The sequence below is a fragment of the Peteryoungia rhizophila genome (genome assembly GCF_004912145.1).
GTDB classification, from domain to species: Bacteria; Pseudomonadota; Alphaproteobacteria; order Rhizobiales; family Rhizobiaceae; genus Allorhizobium; species Allorhizobium rhizophilum.
The window spans coordinates 1,157,090-1,174,811 of the sequence record NZ_STGT01000001.1 but is presented as its reverse complement, the minus strand read 5'-3'; the positions used below and the strand labels follow the sequence as shown (position 1 = coordinate 1,174,811).

Below are 17,722 nucleotides of genomic sequence, written 5' to 3'. Positions count from 1 at the left end.
TCTTTCATGTTAGGGCAGGTGACAGCGCTTAGTGAGCGCCGGACATGTCGCCCAGAACTTCCTTGGAAGCCACAGTCGAATCCGCGTTCAGCTTGTAGACCATAGGAATGCCGGTCGCGAGATTGACGCTGAGGATCTGCTCCTTGGTCAGCTTGTCGAGCACCATCACCAGCGAGCGCAGCGAATTGCCGTGGGCAGCCACCAGCACCTTCTCGCCGCGCAGCACGCGGGGCAGGATTTCGGTCATGTAATAGGGCCAGACGCGCGCACCGGTGTCGCGCAGGCTTTCGCCGCCCGGCGGCGGGATGTCATAGGACCGGCGCCAGATATGCACCTGCTCCTCGCCCCACTTGGCGCGCGCATCGTCCTTGTTGAGACCGGAAAGATCGCCGTAGTCGCGCTCGTTCAGCGCCTCGTCCTTGATCGTCTCAAGACCGGTCTGACCGACGTTTTCGAGGATGATGTTGCAGGTTTTCTGCGCGCGCGTCAGGACGGACGTGAACGCGATGTCGAACTTGATGCCGTAATCGGCAAGCGCCTTGCCGCCGGCGTTGGCTTCCGTCACGCCGAGTTCAGTCAGGTCCGGATCACGCCAGCCTGTGAACAGGTTCTTCAGGTTCCAGTCGCTCTGGCCATGGCGCACGAGCACGAGTGTACCGGTCATCGACAATTCCTCTCTTGACGATCAGGGGGTGGAGTTGAGCCCGAGCACGTCGAGCATGGTATAGCGTCCGGGCTTCTTGTCCCGGGCCCAGGTCGCGGCTTTCAGCGCACCACGAGCAAAGAGCGAACGGTCGGTCGCACTGTGAGACAGGGTCACCATCTCACCTTCGCTGGCAAACAGCACGGAGTGTTCACCGATCACGGAGCCGCCGCGCAGCGTGGCAAAGCCGATCGACCCTTCCTCGCGCGGCCCGGTATGGCCGTCGCGCACCCTGACCGAATGATCGGCAAGCGCAATGCCGCGGCCTTCAGCCGCTGCTTCGCCGAGCAGAAGCGCCGTGCCGGAGGGTGCATCGACCTTGTGCTTGTGGTGCATTTCCAGCACCTCGATATCCCAGCCGGAGGCTTCGAGCGCGCGCGCCGCCTGCTTGATCAGAACCGAGAGCAGGTTGACGCCGAGGCTCATATTGCCCGACTTCACGACCCGCGCATGCCTTGCTGCCGCGTCGATCTTCTCCTCATGCTCCGGCAGGCAGCCGGTGGTGCCGATCACATGCACGATGCGCGCCTGTGCGGAGAGTGCCGCGAATTCGACGGTCGACGCCGGTGTGGTGAAGTCGATCACGCCATCCGCATGGACGAAAGCCGCCAGCGGATCGTCGGTGACGGCAACACCGAGTTTCGGCACACCCGCCAGTTCGCCGGCATCCTGTCCGAGAACCACAGAGCCCGCTCGTTCGACCGCCGCATGCAACACCACGCCCGGCGTGTCGCAGATCAGCTTGATCAGCGTCTTGCCCATCCGGCCTGCGGCACCGACGACGACGAGCTTCATGGGCGTATCCATGCGGGTCTATTCCTGAATGCTGTGCAGACCGTTCGGCGCGGCCTGCAGATTGTTGAGGCGAGCGTAGAGACCGCCCGGCTGCTGTGCAAGGCTCTCATGCGTGCCTTCCTCGGCCACTTCGCCCGCCTGCATGACGATGATCTTGTCGGCATTGACGACGGTCGACAGGCGGTGCGCGATGACGATGACGGTACGCCCGGCCATCGCGGCGTCGAGCGCCTGCTGCACGGCGGCTTCCGATTCCGTGTCGAGCGCTGACGTCGCTTCGTCGAGCAACAGGATCGGCGCATTGCGCACCAGAGCGCGCGCAATCGACAGCCGCTGCCGCTGGCCGCCGGAGAGCGTCACGCCGTTTTCGCCGACGGGTGTGTCATATCCCTGTGCCTGCGCGAGGATGAAGTCATGGGCATTGGCGAGCCGTGCCGCATCCTCGATCTCGGCATCGGTAGCTTCAGGGCGTCCATAGCGAATGTTGTCACGGATCGTACCTTCGAAGAGGTATGGCTGCTGCGAGACATAGGCGAGATGCTGGCGGAGCGACGACTTCGTCACGTTTGCAATATTCTGCCCATCGATCAGGATTTCGCCGCTGGCCGGATCGTAAAAGCGCGGAACAAGTGTGATGACGGTCGATTTGCCCGCGCCCGAAGGCCCCACCAGTGCTGTCGTCTTGCCGCCTTCCGCAGTGAAGTTGAGCTTGCGCAGAACAGGCGGGTTGGAGCCATAGCCGAAGGTGACATCGCGGAATTCGATCTTCGCATCCGTCACGGACAGGCCGATAGCACCCGGCTTGTCACTCTGGTGCGGCTCCATGTCGAGGATTTCATAAATCATCCGGGCGTTGACGGCGGCACGTTCCATGTGAACCTGCAATCGCGCCAAGCGCTTGGCTGGCTCGTAAGCGAGCAGCAGCGCGGTGACGAAGGAGAAGAATGCGCCTGGCAACACGCCGCCATAAATGGACTGATAAGCGGCATAGGCCATCACTCCAGCGATGGAAAATCCGGCGACTGCCTCGGTCAGCGGGCCGTTGCGCTCACTCAGGCGTGCGATCCTGTTGGCGCGACCCTCGGCCTGATTGATCGTTGACTGGATCTTTTCCTGCAGTTGGGTTTCCATCGTGAAGGCTTTAACGATGGCAATGCCCTGAACCGTCTCCTGAATAGCGCCCAGCACGTGCGAATTGAGAATGACGGATTCTCTCGTCGCGCTGCGCAGGCGCCTGGACAGGTAGCGCAAGCCGAGAAAGAGCGGCGGGGCTACGGTAAACACGATCAAAGAGAGAATTATGTCTTGGTAGAACATCACGCCGAGAAGCGCGAGCAGGGTAACGAGATCACGGGCAAGCGACGTGATCGTCATGTTCAGGACGTCGCGGATGCCGTTGATGTTCTCGTTGATCTGCGCTGCAAGTCTTGCTGAGCGGGACTCGCTGAAATAGCCCACCGAAAGCGTCATCAGGTGTGAGAACAGCCTTTTCTGGTAGCGCGCAACGACGTTGTTACCGATCTTCGACAGCGTCACGGCCTGGCCATAGCCGGCAAAACCACGGATGACGAAGGCCGCGAAGATCGATCCGCAGATGATCCAGACAAGGTCTGCCCGCCGGTTGGCGAAAGCCTCGTTGATCACGGCCTCCATGATCCAGGCGGTGAAGGCTGTCGTCGCGGCGACCGTCAGCAGGCAGACGATGGCAAAGGCGTAGCCCTTGACGTGTTCGCGTCCGTTTTCCGCGATCACGCGCTTCAGGATGGCGGAGACGCTTTCGATATCCGTCTTGCGGGTTTCGGTGTTCCTGGCGTCCAAGAAAAAATGTCCTGTGCGATTGCTCTTTCACGCCCGCGCAGGCGCCGCCGCTCTATAGCCAGTCGCGGCGGCTTTGACCATAGGCGGACCGGTGGGCGCTCAGCGCCAGTGGCGCCCCTCGGTCGCCAGCCCGAAGTCGGCAGGCGCGGTCGCGAAGGCGGCGAGCCCATGCAAGGCGGCCTGGGGATGGGTCACGACGAAGGTCGGAATGCTGTGTAGCAGAGCCTGATGCGGCGCCTTGTCCTCGAAGGCGGCCCGGAACTCTCCGCTCTGCAGCGCCGGAAGGATCTTCGGCGAGATGCCACCGGCGAGAAACACGCCGCCCTTTGCCATGAAAATGAGAGCGAGATCGCCGGCGACCCGGCCGAGATAGGTGGCAAACAGGCTGAGCGCTTCGCCCGCACGGGCATCCGCCCCGGAAATCCCAGCGGCCGAAACCTCCGCCGGTTCGTCGTAGCGCGGCGTCAGGTTTCCATCCGCTTTGCAGAGCGCCTGGTAGATGTTCATCAGGCCGCGTCCGGAGAGAAGTTCTTCGGCAGAGATGCGCCCGAGGGCTGCGTTCGGGTCGCGCACCGGCGTCAGGTGCGGCCAGATCTGGTGATCGCGAATTGTGCGCGGCCCCACATCCACATGTCCGCCTTCGCCCGGAACCGGAAACCACATGTCCCGCGCCCTGACAAGGCCGGCGACGCCGAGCCCAGTACCCGGACCCAGCACCACGCGTGACCCGAGCGGTGCATCGTGCAGCGAACCGAGATGCTGTCGGTCATCGATACCAAGCGTAGCCGCCGCGAGCGCCTGGGCCTCGAAGTCGTTCAGCAGCAGCACATCCGAAAAGCCGAGATCGGCCATCAGAACCTTCGGACGGACCACCCAGGGGCAGTTGGTCAGCGGAACCTCGTCGCCCTTGATAGGACCAGCCAGTGCCAGGATCAGTGAGCGCGGCTTGTGGCTTGTCGTTTCCAGCACGCTCACCCGGATCGCTTCGTCGATCGTGGCGAAGTCCTTGTTCACCACATTGGGGAAGCTGATCCTCTCGCCGCTTTCGTCGATCAGGATCGAAAAGCGGGCATTGGTGCCACCGATATCGCCGATCAGGATCGGAAAGGGGAGTTGGTCGTCGCGCTGTGTCTGGGCCATGGTCCGTCCGGTCTTGGGCCCTGCTGCCTCAGGCAGTCAGGGTCTGCATCAGAATGTCTGCGGTCGCGAGGTTCAGCGCCATTGGAATGTCGTAGACGGTCGCCAGCCGCATCAGCGCCTTGACATCCACATCATGGGGCATGGGAGTCAAGGGGTCGACGAAGAAGACCAGCATGTCCACTTCACCGGTCGAGATCAACGCGCCGATCTGCTGGTCGCCGCCGAGCGGCCCGCTCTTTAACCGTGTGACGTCGAGTTCGGGAACGGCGTCCTTGATCCGGCCGCCCGTCGTACCCGTCGCCACGATCCGCCATGACATGAGCTTGGCCTGATTGCGCCTGGCAAACTCCGCCATGTCGTCTTTCTTCTGGTCATGCGCAATCAGGGCGATGCAACGGGTGCGGCTCACTACGGGTCCCCCAGCTCATTTAAATCGATTTGATAAATCCATCTAGCGCAGCCTGCCGGACTTGAAAAGGCATCTCGGACCGATGGCTCACCAGCCCGAAGGGCGCGGGGCGGGGACGGGAACGACCGCTGGCAACTCGAAGGCCTGGCCCGCCGCAGGACTCGGCGCAACGAAGGCCGAGGCAGCGCTGCTCGGCATTGCGCCACCGCCCGCCTGATAGGTCACTTCCATCTCGCTCGATGGTCCACGGGCGTCCAGCACCATGGCGCAGGCCTTGGGCAGCTCGGAAACCAGCGTGGCTCTCGGCTTCGGCGCCGGCTTGGCGTTCGGCTCCTTTTTCGGTGCTGCCCATGGCTCCTTAGTGAACCACCAGGCCAGCGACTTGTCGCAGCCGTCGCCGGGCGGCACGGCGGCCTGCGGCTTGCAACCGCTAGCCCCTTCCGGGCAGCGCATACGGATATGGAAATGCGCATCATGGCCGTAGATCGGCCTGATCTTGCCGAGCACGGAGCGATCGCCCGTCCAGGTGTCACAGAGCTTCTTCTTGATCGCCGGATTGACGAAAATGCGCTCGACCTGCGGATAGCTCGCGGCCTGCACGACGACCTGAGCGTGGGTATTGGTCCAAAGCCGCCGGTCCACGGTCAGGAACTTCTCCTTTTCCAGCATGGAGGTGAATGGCATGTCCTCCCGCTGCTGCGGCGACAGCGGGCTCGCCGGCTTCGGCGTGAACCAGATATCGGCATCGAGTCCGATCTGGTGCGAGGCATGGCCCGAGAGCATTGGCCCGCCGCGCGGCTGCGAAATGTCCCCGATCAGAATCCCCGATCCCCAGCCGAGCTGCACCGCATCCCTGGAAAAGCGTTCGAGCAGCGCGATCATCTGCGGATGGCCCCAGCGGCGGTTGCGCGACAGCCGCATCGCCTGCCAGGTCGGCCCGTCGGTCGGAATGGCGACGGCACCGGCGATACAGCCCTTGGCATAAGACCCGTAAGGCGAGGGAGCAGCCTTCGCCGGCAAAGCCATGCCACCGAAAAGCTCCTTGGCCGGGCGGCCCTCGGCAAGGGCAGTGTCGCCGATCACGGTCGCGAAGGCCGCCGCGAGCATCAGTGCCGTGGCGATCGGGCGGCTGCCCCATGTCGTTTTCATCGTCTGTTTGTCCCCGGTCTGTCCTGGTTTCCCCGTCGTCGTTCCCGGGGTGAATCACTTGTCACTCTAGCGTGAAAGAGAAATGGGGTGAATCTGCGGATGGGACGCCGCTCACTTCTCTGTCAGTCGCCTGTATTTTGCCTCCATTTGTCCTATTCTGCTTTGCAACAACGGAAGAATAAGGGGATTCTGGAGTATGGGTCGGAGCAAGACGAGCATCGCCACTTGGGGAGTGATTGCCATACTGGGGCTGACCCCCATGCTGGCATCCGCACAGGAGCCGGCGGAGCCGTTCCGCCACGGCGTTTCAATTCTCGGCGACGTGAAATACGCGCCTGACTTTCCCCATTTCGATTATGTGAACCCGGATGCCCCCAAGGGTGGCACCTTGCGCATGTCCTCCACCGGTACCTTTGACAGTTTCAATCCCGTGCTCGACAGGGGCGAGGCAGCGCCGGCTCTCGCCTATGTCTTTGATACGCTTCTGAAAGACACGAGTGACGAAATTTCCACCGGCTATGGCTTGCTCGCTGAAGGTGTCTCCTTCCCGGCAGACATTTCCAGCGCCACGTTCCGGCTTCGCGCCGAAGCCCGCTTTGCAGATGGTGAGCCGGTAAAACCCGAGGATGTCATCTTCAGCTTCGAAAAACTCAAGGAGTTGAACCCGCTCTACACGAGCTACTACAGCCATGTGATCTCGGCCGAAAAGACCGGCGAGCGCGATGTCACTTTCCGCTTCGACCAGAAGAACAACCGCGAACTGCCGATGATCCTCGGTCAGTTTCCCGTGGTTCCCAAGCACTGGTGGGAAGCAAACGGCCCTGACGGCCAGCCGCGAGACATTGCCCGCACGACGCTTGAACCTGTTCTAGGCTCAGGTCCCTACAAGATCGCTGAGTTCAACGCCGGCGCGACGATCCGCTACGAATTGCGCGACGACTATTGGGGCAAGGATATCAACGTCAACATTGGCTACAACAACTTCAGGAACGTGACCTACACCATGTTCGGCGACCGAGATGTCGAGTTCGAGGCCTTCCGCTCGGGCAATACCGATTTCTGGCAGGAGACACGGGCCGCCCGATGGGCAACCGGCTTTGACTTCCCCGCTGCCCAGGATGGGCGCGTGACGAAGGAAGAATACGAGAACCCCTTCCGCGCAACGGGCGTCATGCAGGCGTTGGTGCCGAATATGCGGCGCGAGATGTTCAAGGACCAGCGGGTCCGCAAGGCGTTGAACTATGTGCTCGACTTCGAAGAGTTGAACCGCACCGTCTTCTACAATGCCTACCACCGCGTCGACAGCTTCTTCAATGGAACGGAGCTTGCCTCCTCCGGTTTGCCGGAAGGCAAGGAGCTGGAGCTTCTCACGGCGCTGAAGGATAAGGTTCCCGCCTCTGTCTTCGATACGCCCTATACAAATCCCGTGGGCGGTTCTCCTCAGGCCTCGCGCGACAATCTGCGCAAGGCAGTCGAGCTCTTCAAGCAGGCTGGCTATGAGCTGCGTGGCAATGCCATGGTCAATTCGCAGACAGGCCAGCCCTTCCGCTTCGAACTCTTATTGTCCAACCCCCAGCTGGAGGTCGTGGCGGTTCCCTATCAGCAGCAATTGCGCAAGATCGGCGTGGAAATGGCCGTGCGCACGGTTGATCCTTCACAATATACCAACCGAACCCGCAGCTTCGACTACGACATGACCTGGACCGTCTGGGCCCAGACGCTCAACCCTGGCAACGAGCAGCGTGACTATTGGGGATCGACATCGGTCAACCGCGAAGGCTCTCAGAACTATGCCGGTATTTCTGATCCGGCCGTCGATGCCCTGATCGAAAAGATCATCTTCCCGGCTGATCGCGATGAGCAGGTCGCCGCCACCAAGGCCATGGATCGCGTGCTCCTCTCCCATGACTACGTCATCCCCCTCTACTATGGAGGCACGGCCCGCTATGCCTTCTGGGACAAGTTCGAGCATCCGGCCGAATTGCCGACCTATGCCACCGGCTTCCCGCTGATCTGGTGGGCGAAAAACCCGTGAACCCGCCTCGGGGCTTGCGTAGGCAGCGTGAGACTCTAGGAATGAAGGGGACGAATCGCTGGACAACGGAGCGGCTGGTATTGGCGGACGAAACGAGCTTGGACATCATGGGCAGACTGGACGCTGAAGCGGGACGTCACGCATGACGGCGTATATTTTGCGGCGTCTGTTGTTGATGATTCCGACCATGATCGGCATCATGGGCATCTCCTTCATCGTCATCCAGTTCGCCCCTGGTGGTCCGGTGGAACAGGTCATCGCCCAATTGAGCGGCCAGGGCGACAGTGCCGATGCCCGCCTCTCCGGTGGCGGTGACATGCTCAGCCAGTCTGTCGGAACAGAGGAGGGCGGCTCGCGCTATCGCGGTGCGCAAGGCCTCGATCCGGAGCTGATCGCCAAGCTCGAAAAGCAGTTCGGCTTCGACAAGCCGCCGCTGGAGCGTTTCCTGGAAATGATGTGGAATTATATCCGCTTCGATTTCGGCGAGAGCTTCTTCCGCAATACGTCTGTCATTGATCTCATCATCGAAAAGATGCCGGTTTCGATCTCGCTCGGCCTCTGGGTGCTGTTGATTTCCTATGCTATCTCGATCCCGCTCGGCATCAGGAAGGCCGTCTCCGATGGCACCCGTTTCGATGTCTGGACATCAGGCATCATCGTCATCGGTTACGCCGTTCCGGGCTTCCTCTTCGGCATCCTGCTGATCGTCCTCTTCGCCGGCGGCTCCTTCTTCGACTGGTTCCCTCTTCGGGGGCTCACCTCGGACAATTTTGACCAGCTCTCCTGGTGGCAGAAGATCCTCGATTACTTCTGGCATCTCGCCTTGCCGCTGACTGCCCTACTTCTTTCTGCCTTCGCCACGACGACGCTGCTGACGAAGAACTCCTTCATCGACGAGATCAAGAAACAGTATGTCGTCACCGCCCGCGCCAAGGGTCTCGGGGAACGCCAGGTGCTCTACGGCCACGTTTTCCGCAACGCCATGCTGATCGTCATTGCAGGGATCCCTGCAGCCTTCATCTCCGCCTTCTTCACGGGCTCACTTTTGATCGAGAACATCTTCTCGCTCGATGGCCTCGGCCGCCTCGGCTATCTCGCCGTTGTCAACCGCGACTATCCGATCGTCTTCGCCACCCTCTACATCTTCTCGCTGATGGGTCTCGTCGTCGGCCTGATCTCCGATCTGATCTACACCTGGATCGATCCGCGCATCGATTTCGACCGGAGGGACGTCTGATGTCCGCCGTCGATACCGCCAGTGTTACACCGCCGCGCAAGACGTGGCTCAAGCCCACCAACCGCCGCCGCCTCGAAAACTTCAAGGCGAACCGCCGCGGCTTCTGGTCCTTCTGGATCTTCATGGTCCTGTTCGTGCTCTCGATGTTTGCCGAGTTCATCGCCAATGACAGGCCGGTCATCGCCTCCTACAAGGGCGAAATCCTCTTCCCCGTCGTCGTCGATTATCCGGAAGAGAAATTCGGCGGCTTCCTCGCCGTCACCGATTATCGCTCGCCCTTCATCTCGGATGAGATCAACGCGAACGGCTGGATGGTCTGGCCGCCGATCCGCTATTCCTACCGCACGGTCAATTCCGAAGTGCCGCATTCGGCACCGACAGCGCCTTTCTGGCTGATGGACAAGGAAACCCGTTGCGCCGCCTATCCGCTTGGCGCCGAGGACCCGAACTGCGTGCTCGGCAACATGAACTGGCTCGGCACGGACGATCAGGCGCGCGACGTCATGGCCCGCATGATCTACGGTTTCCGCATCTCGATCCTGTTCGGTCTGGTGCTGACGCTCGCCTCCGCGGCGATCGGTGTGACGGCCGGTGCCGTTCAGGGCTATTTCGGCGGCTGGACCGATCTCCTGATGCAGCGCTTCATCGAGATCTGGTCCTCGATGCCGGTGCTCTACATCCTGCTGATCATCGCAGCCATCCTGCCGCCCGGCTTCTTCGTCCTGCTCGGCATCATGCTGCTCTTCTCCTGGGTCGGCTTCGTTGGCATCGTCCGCGCCGAGTTCCTGCGTGCGCGAAACTTCGAATATGTGAATGCGGCCCGCGCCCTTGGCGTCGGCAACTGGACGATCATGTTCCGCCACCTGCTGCCGAACGCCATGGTCGCAACCTTGACCTTCCTGCCTTTTATCCTCTCGGGCTCGATCACCACGCTGACCTCCCTCGACTTCCTCGGCTTCGGCATGCCGCCCGGCTCGCCCTCGCTCGGCGAACTGATCGCGCAAGGCAAACGCAACCTCCAGGCCCCCTGGCTCGGACTGACGGCCTTCTTCACCATGTCGATCATGCTTTCGCTGCTGATCTTCGTCGGCGAAGCCGTGCGCGATGCATTCGACCCGAGGAAGACCTTCCGATGAGCGAACATATGAAGCCTCTCCTCTCCGTGCGCGATCTGTCCGTCGCCTTCCATCAGGGCGGCCGCGAGAGCCTGGCAGTCGACAGTGTCTCCTTCGACATCGGCCGTGGCGAGATCGTCGCGCTCGTTGGGGAATCCGGCTCCGGAAAATCCGTCTCCGCTGCCTCGGTCCTGAAGCTTCTGCCTTATCCGTCCGCCAGCCACCCCTCCGGTCAGATCCTCTTCGACGGTCGTGATCTGATGACTGCCAGCGCGTCCGAGCTCCGCTCGGTGCGCGGCAATGAGATCACCATGATCTTCCAGGAGCCGATGACCTCGCTCAACCCTCTGCACACGATCGAGCGGCAGATCGGCGAGATCCTGGCATTGCACCAGGGGCTCGAAGGCGATGGCGGCCGAGCCCGGGTGCTGGAACTTCTTCATCAGGTCGGCATCCGCGAGCCGGAGAAGCGACTCACGGCTTTCCCGCACGAACTCTCCGGCGGCCAGCGCCAGCGCGTGATGATCGCCATGGCGCTCGCCAATCGCCCCAAGCTGCTGATCGCCGACGAGCCGACCACCGCACTTGACGTCACCGTCCAGGCACAGATCCTGGAATTGCTCGGACGCCTGAAGACCGAGCATGGCATGTCCATGCTGTTCATCACCCATGATCTCGGCATCGTCCGCAAGTTCGCTGATCGCGTCTGCGTCATGACCAAGGGTGAGATCGTGGAGGCGGGCGCGGTCGAAGAGATCTTCGAGCGTCCACAGCATCCCTATACGAAGAAGCTGCTCGCCTCTGAACCGCGCGGCGAGCCGCCGTTGCTGGACGAGACAAAGCCTATTGTCATGCAGGGCGAGGACATCCGTGTCTGGTTCCCTATCAAGGCCGGTTTCCTGCGCCGCACGGTGGACCACGTGAAGGCCGTCGATGGCGTCGACCTCACACTCCGAGCCGGCCAGACGCTCGGCGTCGTCGGCGAGTCCGGCTCGGGCAAGACCACGCTCGGCCTTGCTCTGTCCCGCCTCATCTCGTCCAAGGGCCGCATCAGCTTCATCGGCAAGGACATCCACGCCTTCTCCTACAGCGAGATGCGCCCCTTGCGCGATCGCCTCCAGATCGTTTTCCAGGACCCCTTCGGCTCGCTCAGCCCACGCATGTCGGTCGGCGAGATCATCGCCGAAGGCCTGAAGGTTCACGAAAAGCAGCTGACGGCGGAGGAGCGCGATAGTCGCGTCGCCTGGGCGCTAGAGGAAGTCGGCCTCGATCCCGCCACCCGTTGGCGCTACCCGCATGAATTCTCCGGAGGCCAGCGCCAGCGCATCGCGATTGCCCGCGCCATGGTGCTGAAACCCCGCTTCGTCATGCTCGACGAACCCACGTCCGCCCTCGACATGACCGTCCAGGCCCAGGTGGTCGATCTCCTTCGCGACCTGCAGGCCAAACACGATCTCGCCTATCTCTTTATCAGCCACGATCTCAAGGTGGTGAAAGCGCTCGCCAACGAGCTGATTGTCATGCGCGGCGGCAAGGTGGTTGAAAAGGGCCCGGCATCAGATGTCTTCGCCGCCCCTAAGGCCGATTATACCCGTGCCCTGATGGCCGCAGCCTTCGATCTCGAAGCCGTCGAGGCGGGCGGCATCCGTCAATAATGTGAGTTTCCCCATGTCCGACAAACGCCCCGTCGTCATCGACCTCCGCTTCGCGCGCGAAAGCGTGGTCTCCGCCCTCCGTTCAGCCTTCCCGGATCGTCCGGTCATCGACATGGGCGACCCGGTCAGTGCGGACCGAGACCTTTCCGAAGCCGAATTCGCGGTGGTCTGGAAACCGGATCCAGAGCTCTTCCGCCGTGCCACGGGGCTGAAGGCCATCTTCTCCGGTGGCGCCGGCGTTGATCACATCCTCTCGGCCTATGAGCTCCCGGACCTTCCCATCATCCGCTTTGTCGATCGCAGCCTGACCGATCGCATGAGCGAATGGGTCGTCTGGCAATGCCTGCATCACCTGCGCAACGGTATCGCCTATGCCAGCCAGCAGCGGGATCGCGTCTGGCACGAGATCGCTGAACAGCCCGAAGCCCGCGACGTCACCGTCGGCGTCATGGGCCTCGGCGTCCTCGGTACCGATGCCGTCCGCAAGCTCAAGGTCATGGGCTTTGACGTCATCGGCTGGTCGCGTCGCGCCAAGTCGATCGAAGGCATCAAAACCTTCGATGCCGCAACTCTAGACGCCTTTCTGGGCCAAACCGACATCCTTGTTGGCCTCCTGCCGCTGACCGGCGATACGCGCGGCATCTATGATCGCGCGCTTTTCTCGAAGCTCCGTCGCACCGGGCCACTGGGCGGCCCGATCTTCCTCAATGCTGGTCGGGGCGGTAGCCAGAAAGAGAATGAACTGACCAAGTGCCTCGCCGACGGAACCTTGAACGCGGCATCCCTCGACGTCTTCGAAAAAGAACCGCTCCCCGCTGACAGTCCGCTCTGGACGATGCCCAACGTGATCGTCACGCCCCACGCGGCAGCCGCGTCGGATGTCCGTGCACTCTTCCGCCACGTCGAAGCGCAGATTGCAAGGGTCGAAGCCGGCAAGGCTCTCGAATTCGTGGTAGATCGCACCTCTGGCTACTGACTGAGATCTGAATTCGCGGAACAAACCGCCAGAGCTCCCGTTTGCTTTGGGAAGGCGCACCCATCCGGGCTGTGCCGCCAGGATATGACAGGGAGTTTTCACATGAACGGCAGAACCGACATGCCCGACACGACCGACCGCCGTACCCGCGGGCTGGCGCCCGAGCCCATGACCCCGGTCGAGGCCCGCCAGGGCTTTCGCGGCAAGCCCGTTCTGATCGTCCTTCTGGGCGGTCTGATCTTGGCTATGCTGGTCTGGATCCCCGCAGAATGGTGGGGCAATTCGATTGCGCCGGAAAACCCGGCAAACGAATCCCAGCAGACAGCTCCGGCGCCGTCTTCGGGCGGGACAGCCAGTGAAGGCCAGAACATGCCGCAGTCCAACCCCACGCCGGGCCAGTAATTGCTGCTTGTCCTGTGAGTGCGCGTGGCTCACTGGACAATCCGATAGTGATTGCCGATAACTGCGGCGGAAGCGGCCGAAAGTTCCGGTCGCTCGCCGCAGCTATAGTTGCGGACGGGAAGGCAGTGGATCATGACCAAGACAGACATTGCGACTAGGGTTTATAACCACACCTGGAAGCTTGATCCGATCATCCGCAGCCTTATCGATACCGACTTTTACAAGCTTCTGATGCTCCAGATGATCTGGAAGCTTTATCCAGAGGTCAATGCCACCTTCACCTTGATAAACCGCACCACCTCAGTCCGTCTCGCCGAAGAGATCGACGAGCAGGAGTTGCGGGACCAGCTCGATCACGTCCGCTCGCTGCGGCTCAGCAAAAAGGAGATGATCTGGCTCGCGGGTAACACATTCTATGGTCGGGCGCAGATCTTCGAGCCCGAATTCCTCGCTTGGCTCGGCACTCTCCAACTGCCGGAATATGAGCTTGCCAAGCGGGACGGCCAATACGAGTTGACTTTCCATGGCTCCTGGATGGAAACGACTCTGTGGGAGATTCCGGCCCTCGCCATTATCAACGAGCTTCGCTCTCGCGCGGCCATGCGATCGCTCGGCTTTTTCACGCTGGATGTGCTTTACGCCCGTGCCAAGGCAAAGATGTGGGCCAAGGTCGAGCGCCTGAGCGAGCTTCCAGGTCTTCGTATTTCCGATTTCGGCACCCGTCGGCGCCACAGCTTCCTTTGGCAGCGCTGGTGTGTCGAAGCGCTGAAGGAAGGCATCGGTCCGGCCTTCACCGGTACGAGCAATGTACTTCTCGCCATGGATTCGGATCTTGAGGCGGTCGGTACCAACGCCCACGAATTGCCGATGGTGGTCGCCGCCCTGGCAAGGACCGATGAGCAGCTGGCCGCCGCCCCCTATCAGGTCCTGAAGGACTGGAACCGTCTCTACGGCGGAAATTTGCTGATTGTGCTTCCGGACGCCTTCGGCACCACCTCCTTCCTCGAGCACGCCCCCGAATGGGTGGCCGACTGGACCGGTTTCCGTCCAGACAGCGCGCCACCGATCGAAGGTGGCGAGAAGATCATCGACTGGTGGAAGAAGACGGGCCGCGATCCGCGCAAGAAGCTGCTCATCTTCTCCGACGGTCTCGATGTCGACGCGATCATCGATACATATCGCCACTTCGCCGGCCGTGTGCGCATGTCCTTCGGTTGGGGGACAAATCTCACCAATGATTTCGCCGGCTGCGCGCCAATGGAAATCGCCGGCCTGAAGCCGATCTCGATCGTCTGCAAGGTGTCTGAAGCCAATGGCCGCCCGGCCGTGAAGCTTTCGGACAATCCGCGCAAGGCGACGGGAGATCCGGCCGAGGTCGAGCGATACCTCCGCTTCTTTGGCTCTCAGGATCGTGTCGAGCAGGCTGTGCTCGTCTGACATCCACGTCCTTCTGATGCTTTAGACGTCTTGCATCCGCCGCTTCTGCCATGCAGTCTTGATCTCACGGGAGGGAGCCCGTGACCGGCCAAGGAGGAATGCGGGATGGATATGCAGGGAAGCGAGCGCATAGAGGCGCCGGTCGAGACCGTATGGCTGGCCCTCAACGATCCTGAGATACTCAAGAAAGCGATCCCTGGCTGCGAGAGCCTGGAAAAGACCTCTGACACCACGATGGCGGCCAAGGTCGTTCTCAAGATCGGGCCGATCAAGGCAAAATTCGAGGGTGCCGTCGAGTTGCAGAACCTCAATCCGCCCAATTCCTACACGATATCAGGTGAAGGCAAGGGCGGCCTTGCCGGCTTCGCCAAGGGCGGTGCCGATGTGACGCTGACAGCCGATGGCGAAGGAGCAACATTGCTCAGCTATACCGTAAAGGCCGAAGTCGGAGGCAAGATCGCCCAGCTTGGCAGCCGGCTGATCGAATCGACGTCGAAGAAACTCGCGGGCGAGTTCTTTTCGAACTTCAGCGCGGCCGTGACAGCCAGGGATGTGCAAGCCGAGGCTTGACCAATCAGCTCCGATCGGGTGAAAGCTCGGCGCAAGGATAGGTCATCATCGTGGAACCTGCCGAGATGATTCGGCTTTAAGGGGACATGACGATGATGAACGAAGGACCTGATCAGTATTTCGAGCAGCAGGACATGGCGGTCAAGCTGATGCTTATCGAAAACAAGTCCGACGAACTGACGGACATTCTGGTGGAAGCGCTCCAAGACGCGCTGAAGCTCCTCGAAGAAGAACTCGCAACCGTTCACTAATTTAAGCCGCGGGTCAGAACCGGTCGGACACCTGGATACCGGCCGGGCCGAGGATGACTGCGACCAGCACGGGCAGGAAGAACAGGATCATCGGCACGGTGAGCTTCGGCGGCAAGGCCGCAGCCTTTTTTTCCGCCTCGTTCATGCGCTCGTCGCGACCTTCCTGAGCCAGCACCCGAAGCGCCTGAGCGACGGGCGTACCATAGCGGTCTGCCTGGATCAGCGCCTGGACGACGTTTTTGACGCCGTCGAGTTGGGTTCGGGTACCCAGGTTTTCGAGTGCCTGACGCCGGTCGGGCAGGAACGAAAGCTCTGCGGTGGTGAGCACCATTTCCTCGGCGAGTTCGGGTGATTGTTCCCCGATTTCGTCCGATACACGCCGCATGGCGGCTTCGAGCGAAATACCCGATTCCACGCAGATCAGCATCAGGTCCAATGCGTCTGGCCACGCCCGCCGGATCGATTTCTGGCGCTTGCCGATGCGGTTCGAGACGTAAATGTTCGGCAGATAGAAGCCGACATAGCCGCCGACGATGGTGGCGAAAAGCCGGACCGGAAGCGGTTTTTCGGCGAGATTTCCCAGCGCGAAGATCCAGAATGCGGTCAGAGCCAGGGTTGCAAAGGGTAACAGAAAGCGCGCGACGAGAAACATGTTCAGCGCGTTCTGTGAACGAAGGCCCGCAGCCTTGAGGCGGTCGACGGTGCTGTCGTCGACAAGCGCTTTTTTGAGATTGAAGCGCTCGACGATATTGCGGACCGACTTGTTGTTCGTCGTCCGCAGCGATGCGCGGCTCTGTGCGGCTTCCGCGTTCAGCTTCGCGCGTTCGCGCGCTCGAATCAGGTCGCGCTCGGTCGATACGGCACGCATGCGCTTGTTGAGATCGCCACGTTCCAGATACGGCATCGCGATCGTGTAGAAGGTGCCGAAAACCGCGAGCGCAACCAGCACCGCGATTACCAACGCCGGATTGGTCACTTGTGCGGCCCAGTCTTCGGTCATCCCGCCTGTCCTTCAGATCTCGAAATTGATCATGTTGCGCATCACAAGCAGCCCGATACTCATCCAGACGGCTGATATGCCAAGGATCAGGTGTCCACGTGAATCGGTGAAGAGGATCATGATGTATTGCGGGGATGTCAGATAAACCAGCAATGCGACGATGAAGGGCAGGGCGCCGATGATCGCGGCGGATGCTTTCGCTTCCATCGATAGAGCGTTGACCTTTGCCTTCATCTTCTTGCGGTCGCGCAGCACGCGGGAAAGGTTGGACAGGGCTTCCGAGAGGTTGCCGCCTGCCTGCCCTTGGATCGCGACGACGATCGAGAAGAAATTGACTTCGGAAAGCGGCATGGTCTGATGCATGCGCGCCACCGCATCGGGCACGTTGAGGCCGAGCTGCTGCGATTCCACGATGCGCCGAAATTCGGTCTTGACCGGCTCCTGGCCGTCGGATGCGATCATGCGGATCGCGTCGTTCAGCGGCAGGCCCGATCGAATGGACCGTACCATGACGTCCAGGGAATTCGGAAACTCGTTCAGAAACTGCTTCTGACGACGGCTGACGAGAAAGCCGACGATCCAGCGTGGCAGGCCCAGACCCGCCACGAAGGATGCACCTGCGATCACGAGCGGCGACATGCCGGCGAGAAAGGTTACGGCCAGCACCACGAAGCCGAGAATGGCGCTAAGGATGTAGAATTGCGGGAGGGTCACCGGCAGACCCGATTGCACCAGCTTCGCCTTGAGGCTGGTGGCATTGGCCTTCTTGGTCTTCTCCTGCTGCTGCTTCTTTTCCAGTTCCTTCAGCGAATCCTGAACCGACTTGCGGCGCTTGGAGATTTCCTGCACGCGGTCGCGGGCTGCCTTCACCTGCGACGTATCGGTCTCGGCTGCGCGAACCCGGTTGATGCGGCTCGCCGTCTTCTTGTCGGTTTCGATCCTGGAGTAGAGCATGCCATAGGCCACCGCTCCGGTCGACACGGCGACCAAGAGGACGATGGCGAGGATTGTCGGATCGATGCCGAACATG

The 17,722-nt window shown here is 61.3% G+C and carries 17 protein-coding genes; 9 read left to right on the top strand and 8 right to left on the bottom strand.

Features of this window, described 5'->3' with window-relative positions:
- Positions 1-28 precede the first annotated feature (28 nt).
- From E9677_RS05590 to mepA, 6 genes are all read right to left on the bottom strand, one after another.
- Positions 29-664, bottom strand: a complete 636-nt coding sequence (locus E9677_RS05590; RefSeq protein ID WP_136557055.1) for a 2,3-bisphosphoglycerate-dependent phosphoglycerate mutase — start codon at positions 662-664, stop codon at positions 29-31.
- A gap of 21 nt (positions 665-685) precedes the next feature.
- Positions 686-1,498, bottom strand: coding sequence for a 4-hydroxy-tetrahydrodipicolinate reductase (gene dapB / locus E9677_RS05585; RefSeq protein WP_168801141.1), 813 nt, complete (start codon positions 1,496-1,498; stop codon positions 686-688).
- An 18-nt stretch (positions 1,499-1,516) separates the two neighbouring features.
- The gene (locus E9677_RS05580) at positions 1,517-3,316 is read right to left on the bottom strand and encodes an ABC transporter ATP-binding protein (RefSeq protein WP_136557053.1); all 1,800 of its coding nucleotides are present in this window, start codon (positions 3,314-3,316) and stop codon (positions 1,517-1,519) included.
- A 99-nt stretch (positions 3,317-3,415) separates the two neighbouring features.
- Entirely contained in the window at positions 3,416-4,456 is a 1,041-nt protein-coding gene (locus E9677_RS05575) for a glucokinase (protein WP_136557052.1), read from the bottom strand.
- A gap of 28 nt (positions 4,457-4,484) precedes the next feature.
- Complete coding sequence (locus E9677_RS05570) at positions 4,485-4,865, bottom strand: methylglyoxal synthase (RefSeq protein ID WP_136557051.1); 381 nt, start codon at positions 4,863-4,865, stop codon at positions 4,485-4,487.
- Between the two features lie 87 nt (positions 4,866-4,952).
- Positions 4,953-6,014: a penicillin-insensitive murein endopeptidase gene (gene mepA, locus E9677_RS05565; protein WP_136557050.1), complete on the bottom strand. Its 1,062-nt coding sequence runs from the start codon at positions 6,012-6,014 to the stop codon at positions 4,953-4,955.
- 196 nt (positions 6,015-6,210) lie between these two features.
- Here mepA and E9677_RS05560 point away from each other — a divergent pair, with 196 nt between their 5' ends.
- The 9 genes from E9677_RS05560 to E9677_RS25135 all read left to right on the top strand — a co-directional run bounded on the left by E9677_RS05560 (position 6,211) and on the right by E9677_RS25135 (position 15,692).
- Positions 6,211-8,049 (top strand): extracellular solute-binding protein, encoded by a 1,839-nt coding sequence (locus E9677_RS05560; RefSeq protein WP_136557049.1) that lies wholly within the window; start codon positions 6,211-6,213, stop codon positions 8,047-8,049.
- A gap of 142 nt (positions 8,050-8,191) precedes the next feature.
- Positions 8,192-9,286 (top strand): microcin C ABC transporter permease YejB, encoded by a 1,095-nt coding sequence (locus tag E9677_RS05555; protein WP_136557048.1) that lies wholly within the window; start codon positions 8,192-8,194, stop codon positions 9,284-9,286.
- Positions 9,286-10,422, top strand: coding sequence for an ABC transporter permease (locus E9677_RS05550; protein ID WP_136557047.1), 1,137 nt, complete (start codon positions 9,286-9,288; stop codon positions 10,420-10,422). Before E9677_RS05555 ends, E9677_RS05550 begins: the two co-directional genes overlap by 1 nt.
- On the top strand, positions 10,419-12,056 hold the full coding sequence (locus tag E9677_RS05545; protein ID WP_136557046.1) for an ABC transporter ATP-binding protein: 1,638 nt from the start codon (positions 10,419-10,421) through the stop codon (positions 12,054-12,056). Before E9677_RS05550 ends, E9677_RS05545 begins: the two co-directional genes overlap by 4 nt.
- Before the next feature lie 13 nt (positions 12,057-12,069).
- Positions 12,070-13,032: a 2-hydroxyacid dehydrogenase gene (locus tag E9677_RS05540; protein ID WP_136557045.1), complete on the top strand. Its 963-nt coding sequence runs from the start codon at positions 12,070-12,072 to the stop codon at positions 13,030-13,032.
- A gap of 102 nt (positions 13,033-13,134) precedes the next feature.
- Positions 13,135-13,434, top strand: coding sequence for a hypothetical protein (locus tag E9677_RS05535; RefSeq protein ID WP_136557044.1), 300 nt, complete (start codon positions 13,135-13,137; stop codon positions 13,432-13,434).
- A 132-nt stretch (positions 13,435-13,566) separates the two neighbouring features.
- Complete coding sequence (pncB, locus tag E9677_RS05530; protein ID WP_136557043.1) at positions 13,567-14,871, top strand: nicotinate phosphoribosyltransferase; 1,305 nt, start codon at positions 13,567-13,569, stop codon at positions 14,869-14,871.
- 105 nt (positions 14,872-14,976) lie between these two features.
- On the top strand, positions 14,977-15,441 hold the full coding sequence (locus E9677_RS05525; RefSeq protein ID WP_136557042.1) for an SRPBCC family protein: 465 nt from the start codon (positions 14,977-14,979) through the stop codon (positions 15,439-15,441).
- Between the two features lie 92 nt (positions 15,442-15,533).
- Positions 15,534-15,692 carry a hypothetical protein gene (locus E9677_RS25135; RefSeq protein WP_168801078.1) on the top strand — a complete coding sequence of 53 codons (159 nt, stop codon included), beginning with the start codon at positions 15,534-15,536 and terminating at the stop codon, positions 15,690-15,692.
- A gap of 13 nt (positions 15,693-15,705) precedes the next feature.
- On the opposite strand, the gene E9677_RS05520 is transcribed toward E9677_RS25135, so the two are convergent.
- Both E9677_RS05520 and E9677_RS05515 read right to left on the bottom strand, forming a co-directional pair.
- Positions 15,706-16,692 (bottom strand): type II secretion system F family protein, encoded by a 987-nt coding sequence (locus tag E9677_RS05520; RefSeq protein WP_136557041.1) that lies wholly within the window; start codon positions 16,690-16,692, stop codon positions 15,706-15,708.
- 12 nt (positions 16,693-16,704) lie between these two features.
- Entirely contained in the window at positions 16,705-17,721 is a 1,017-nt protein-coding gene (locus tag E9677_RS05515; protein WP_136557040.1) for a type II secretion system F family protein, read from the bottom strand.
- Position 17,722 lies beyond the last annotated feature (1 nt).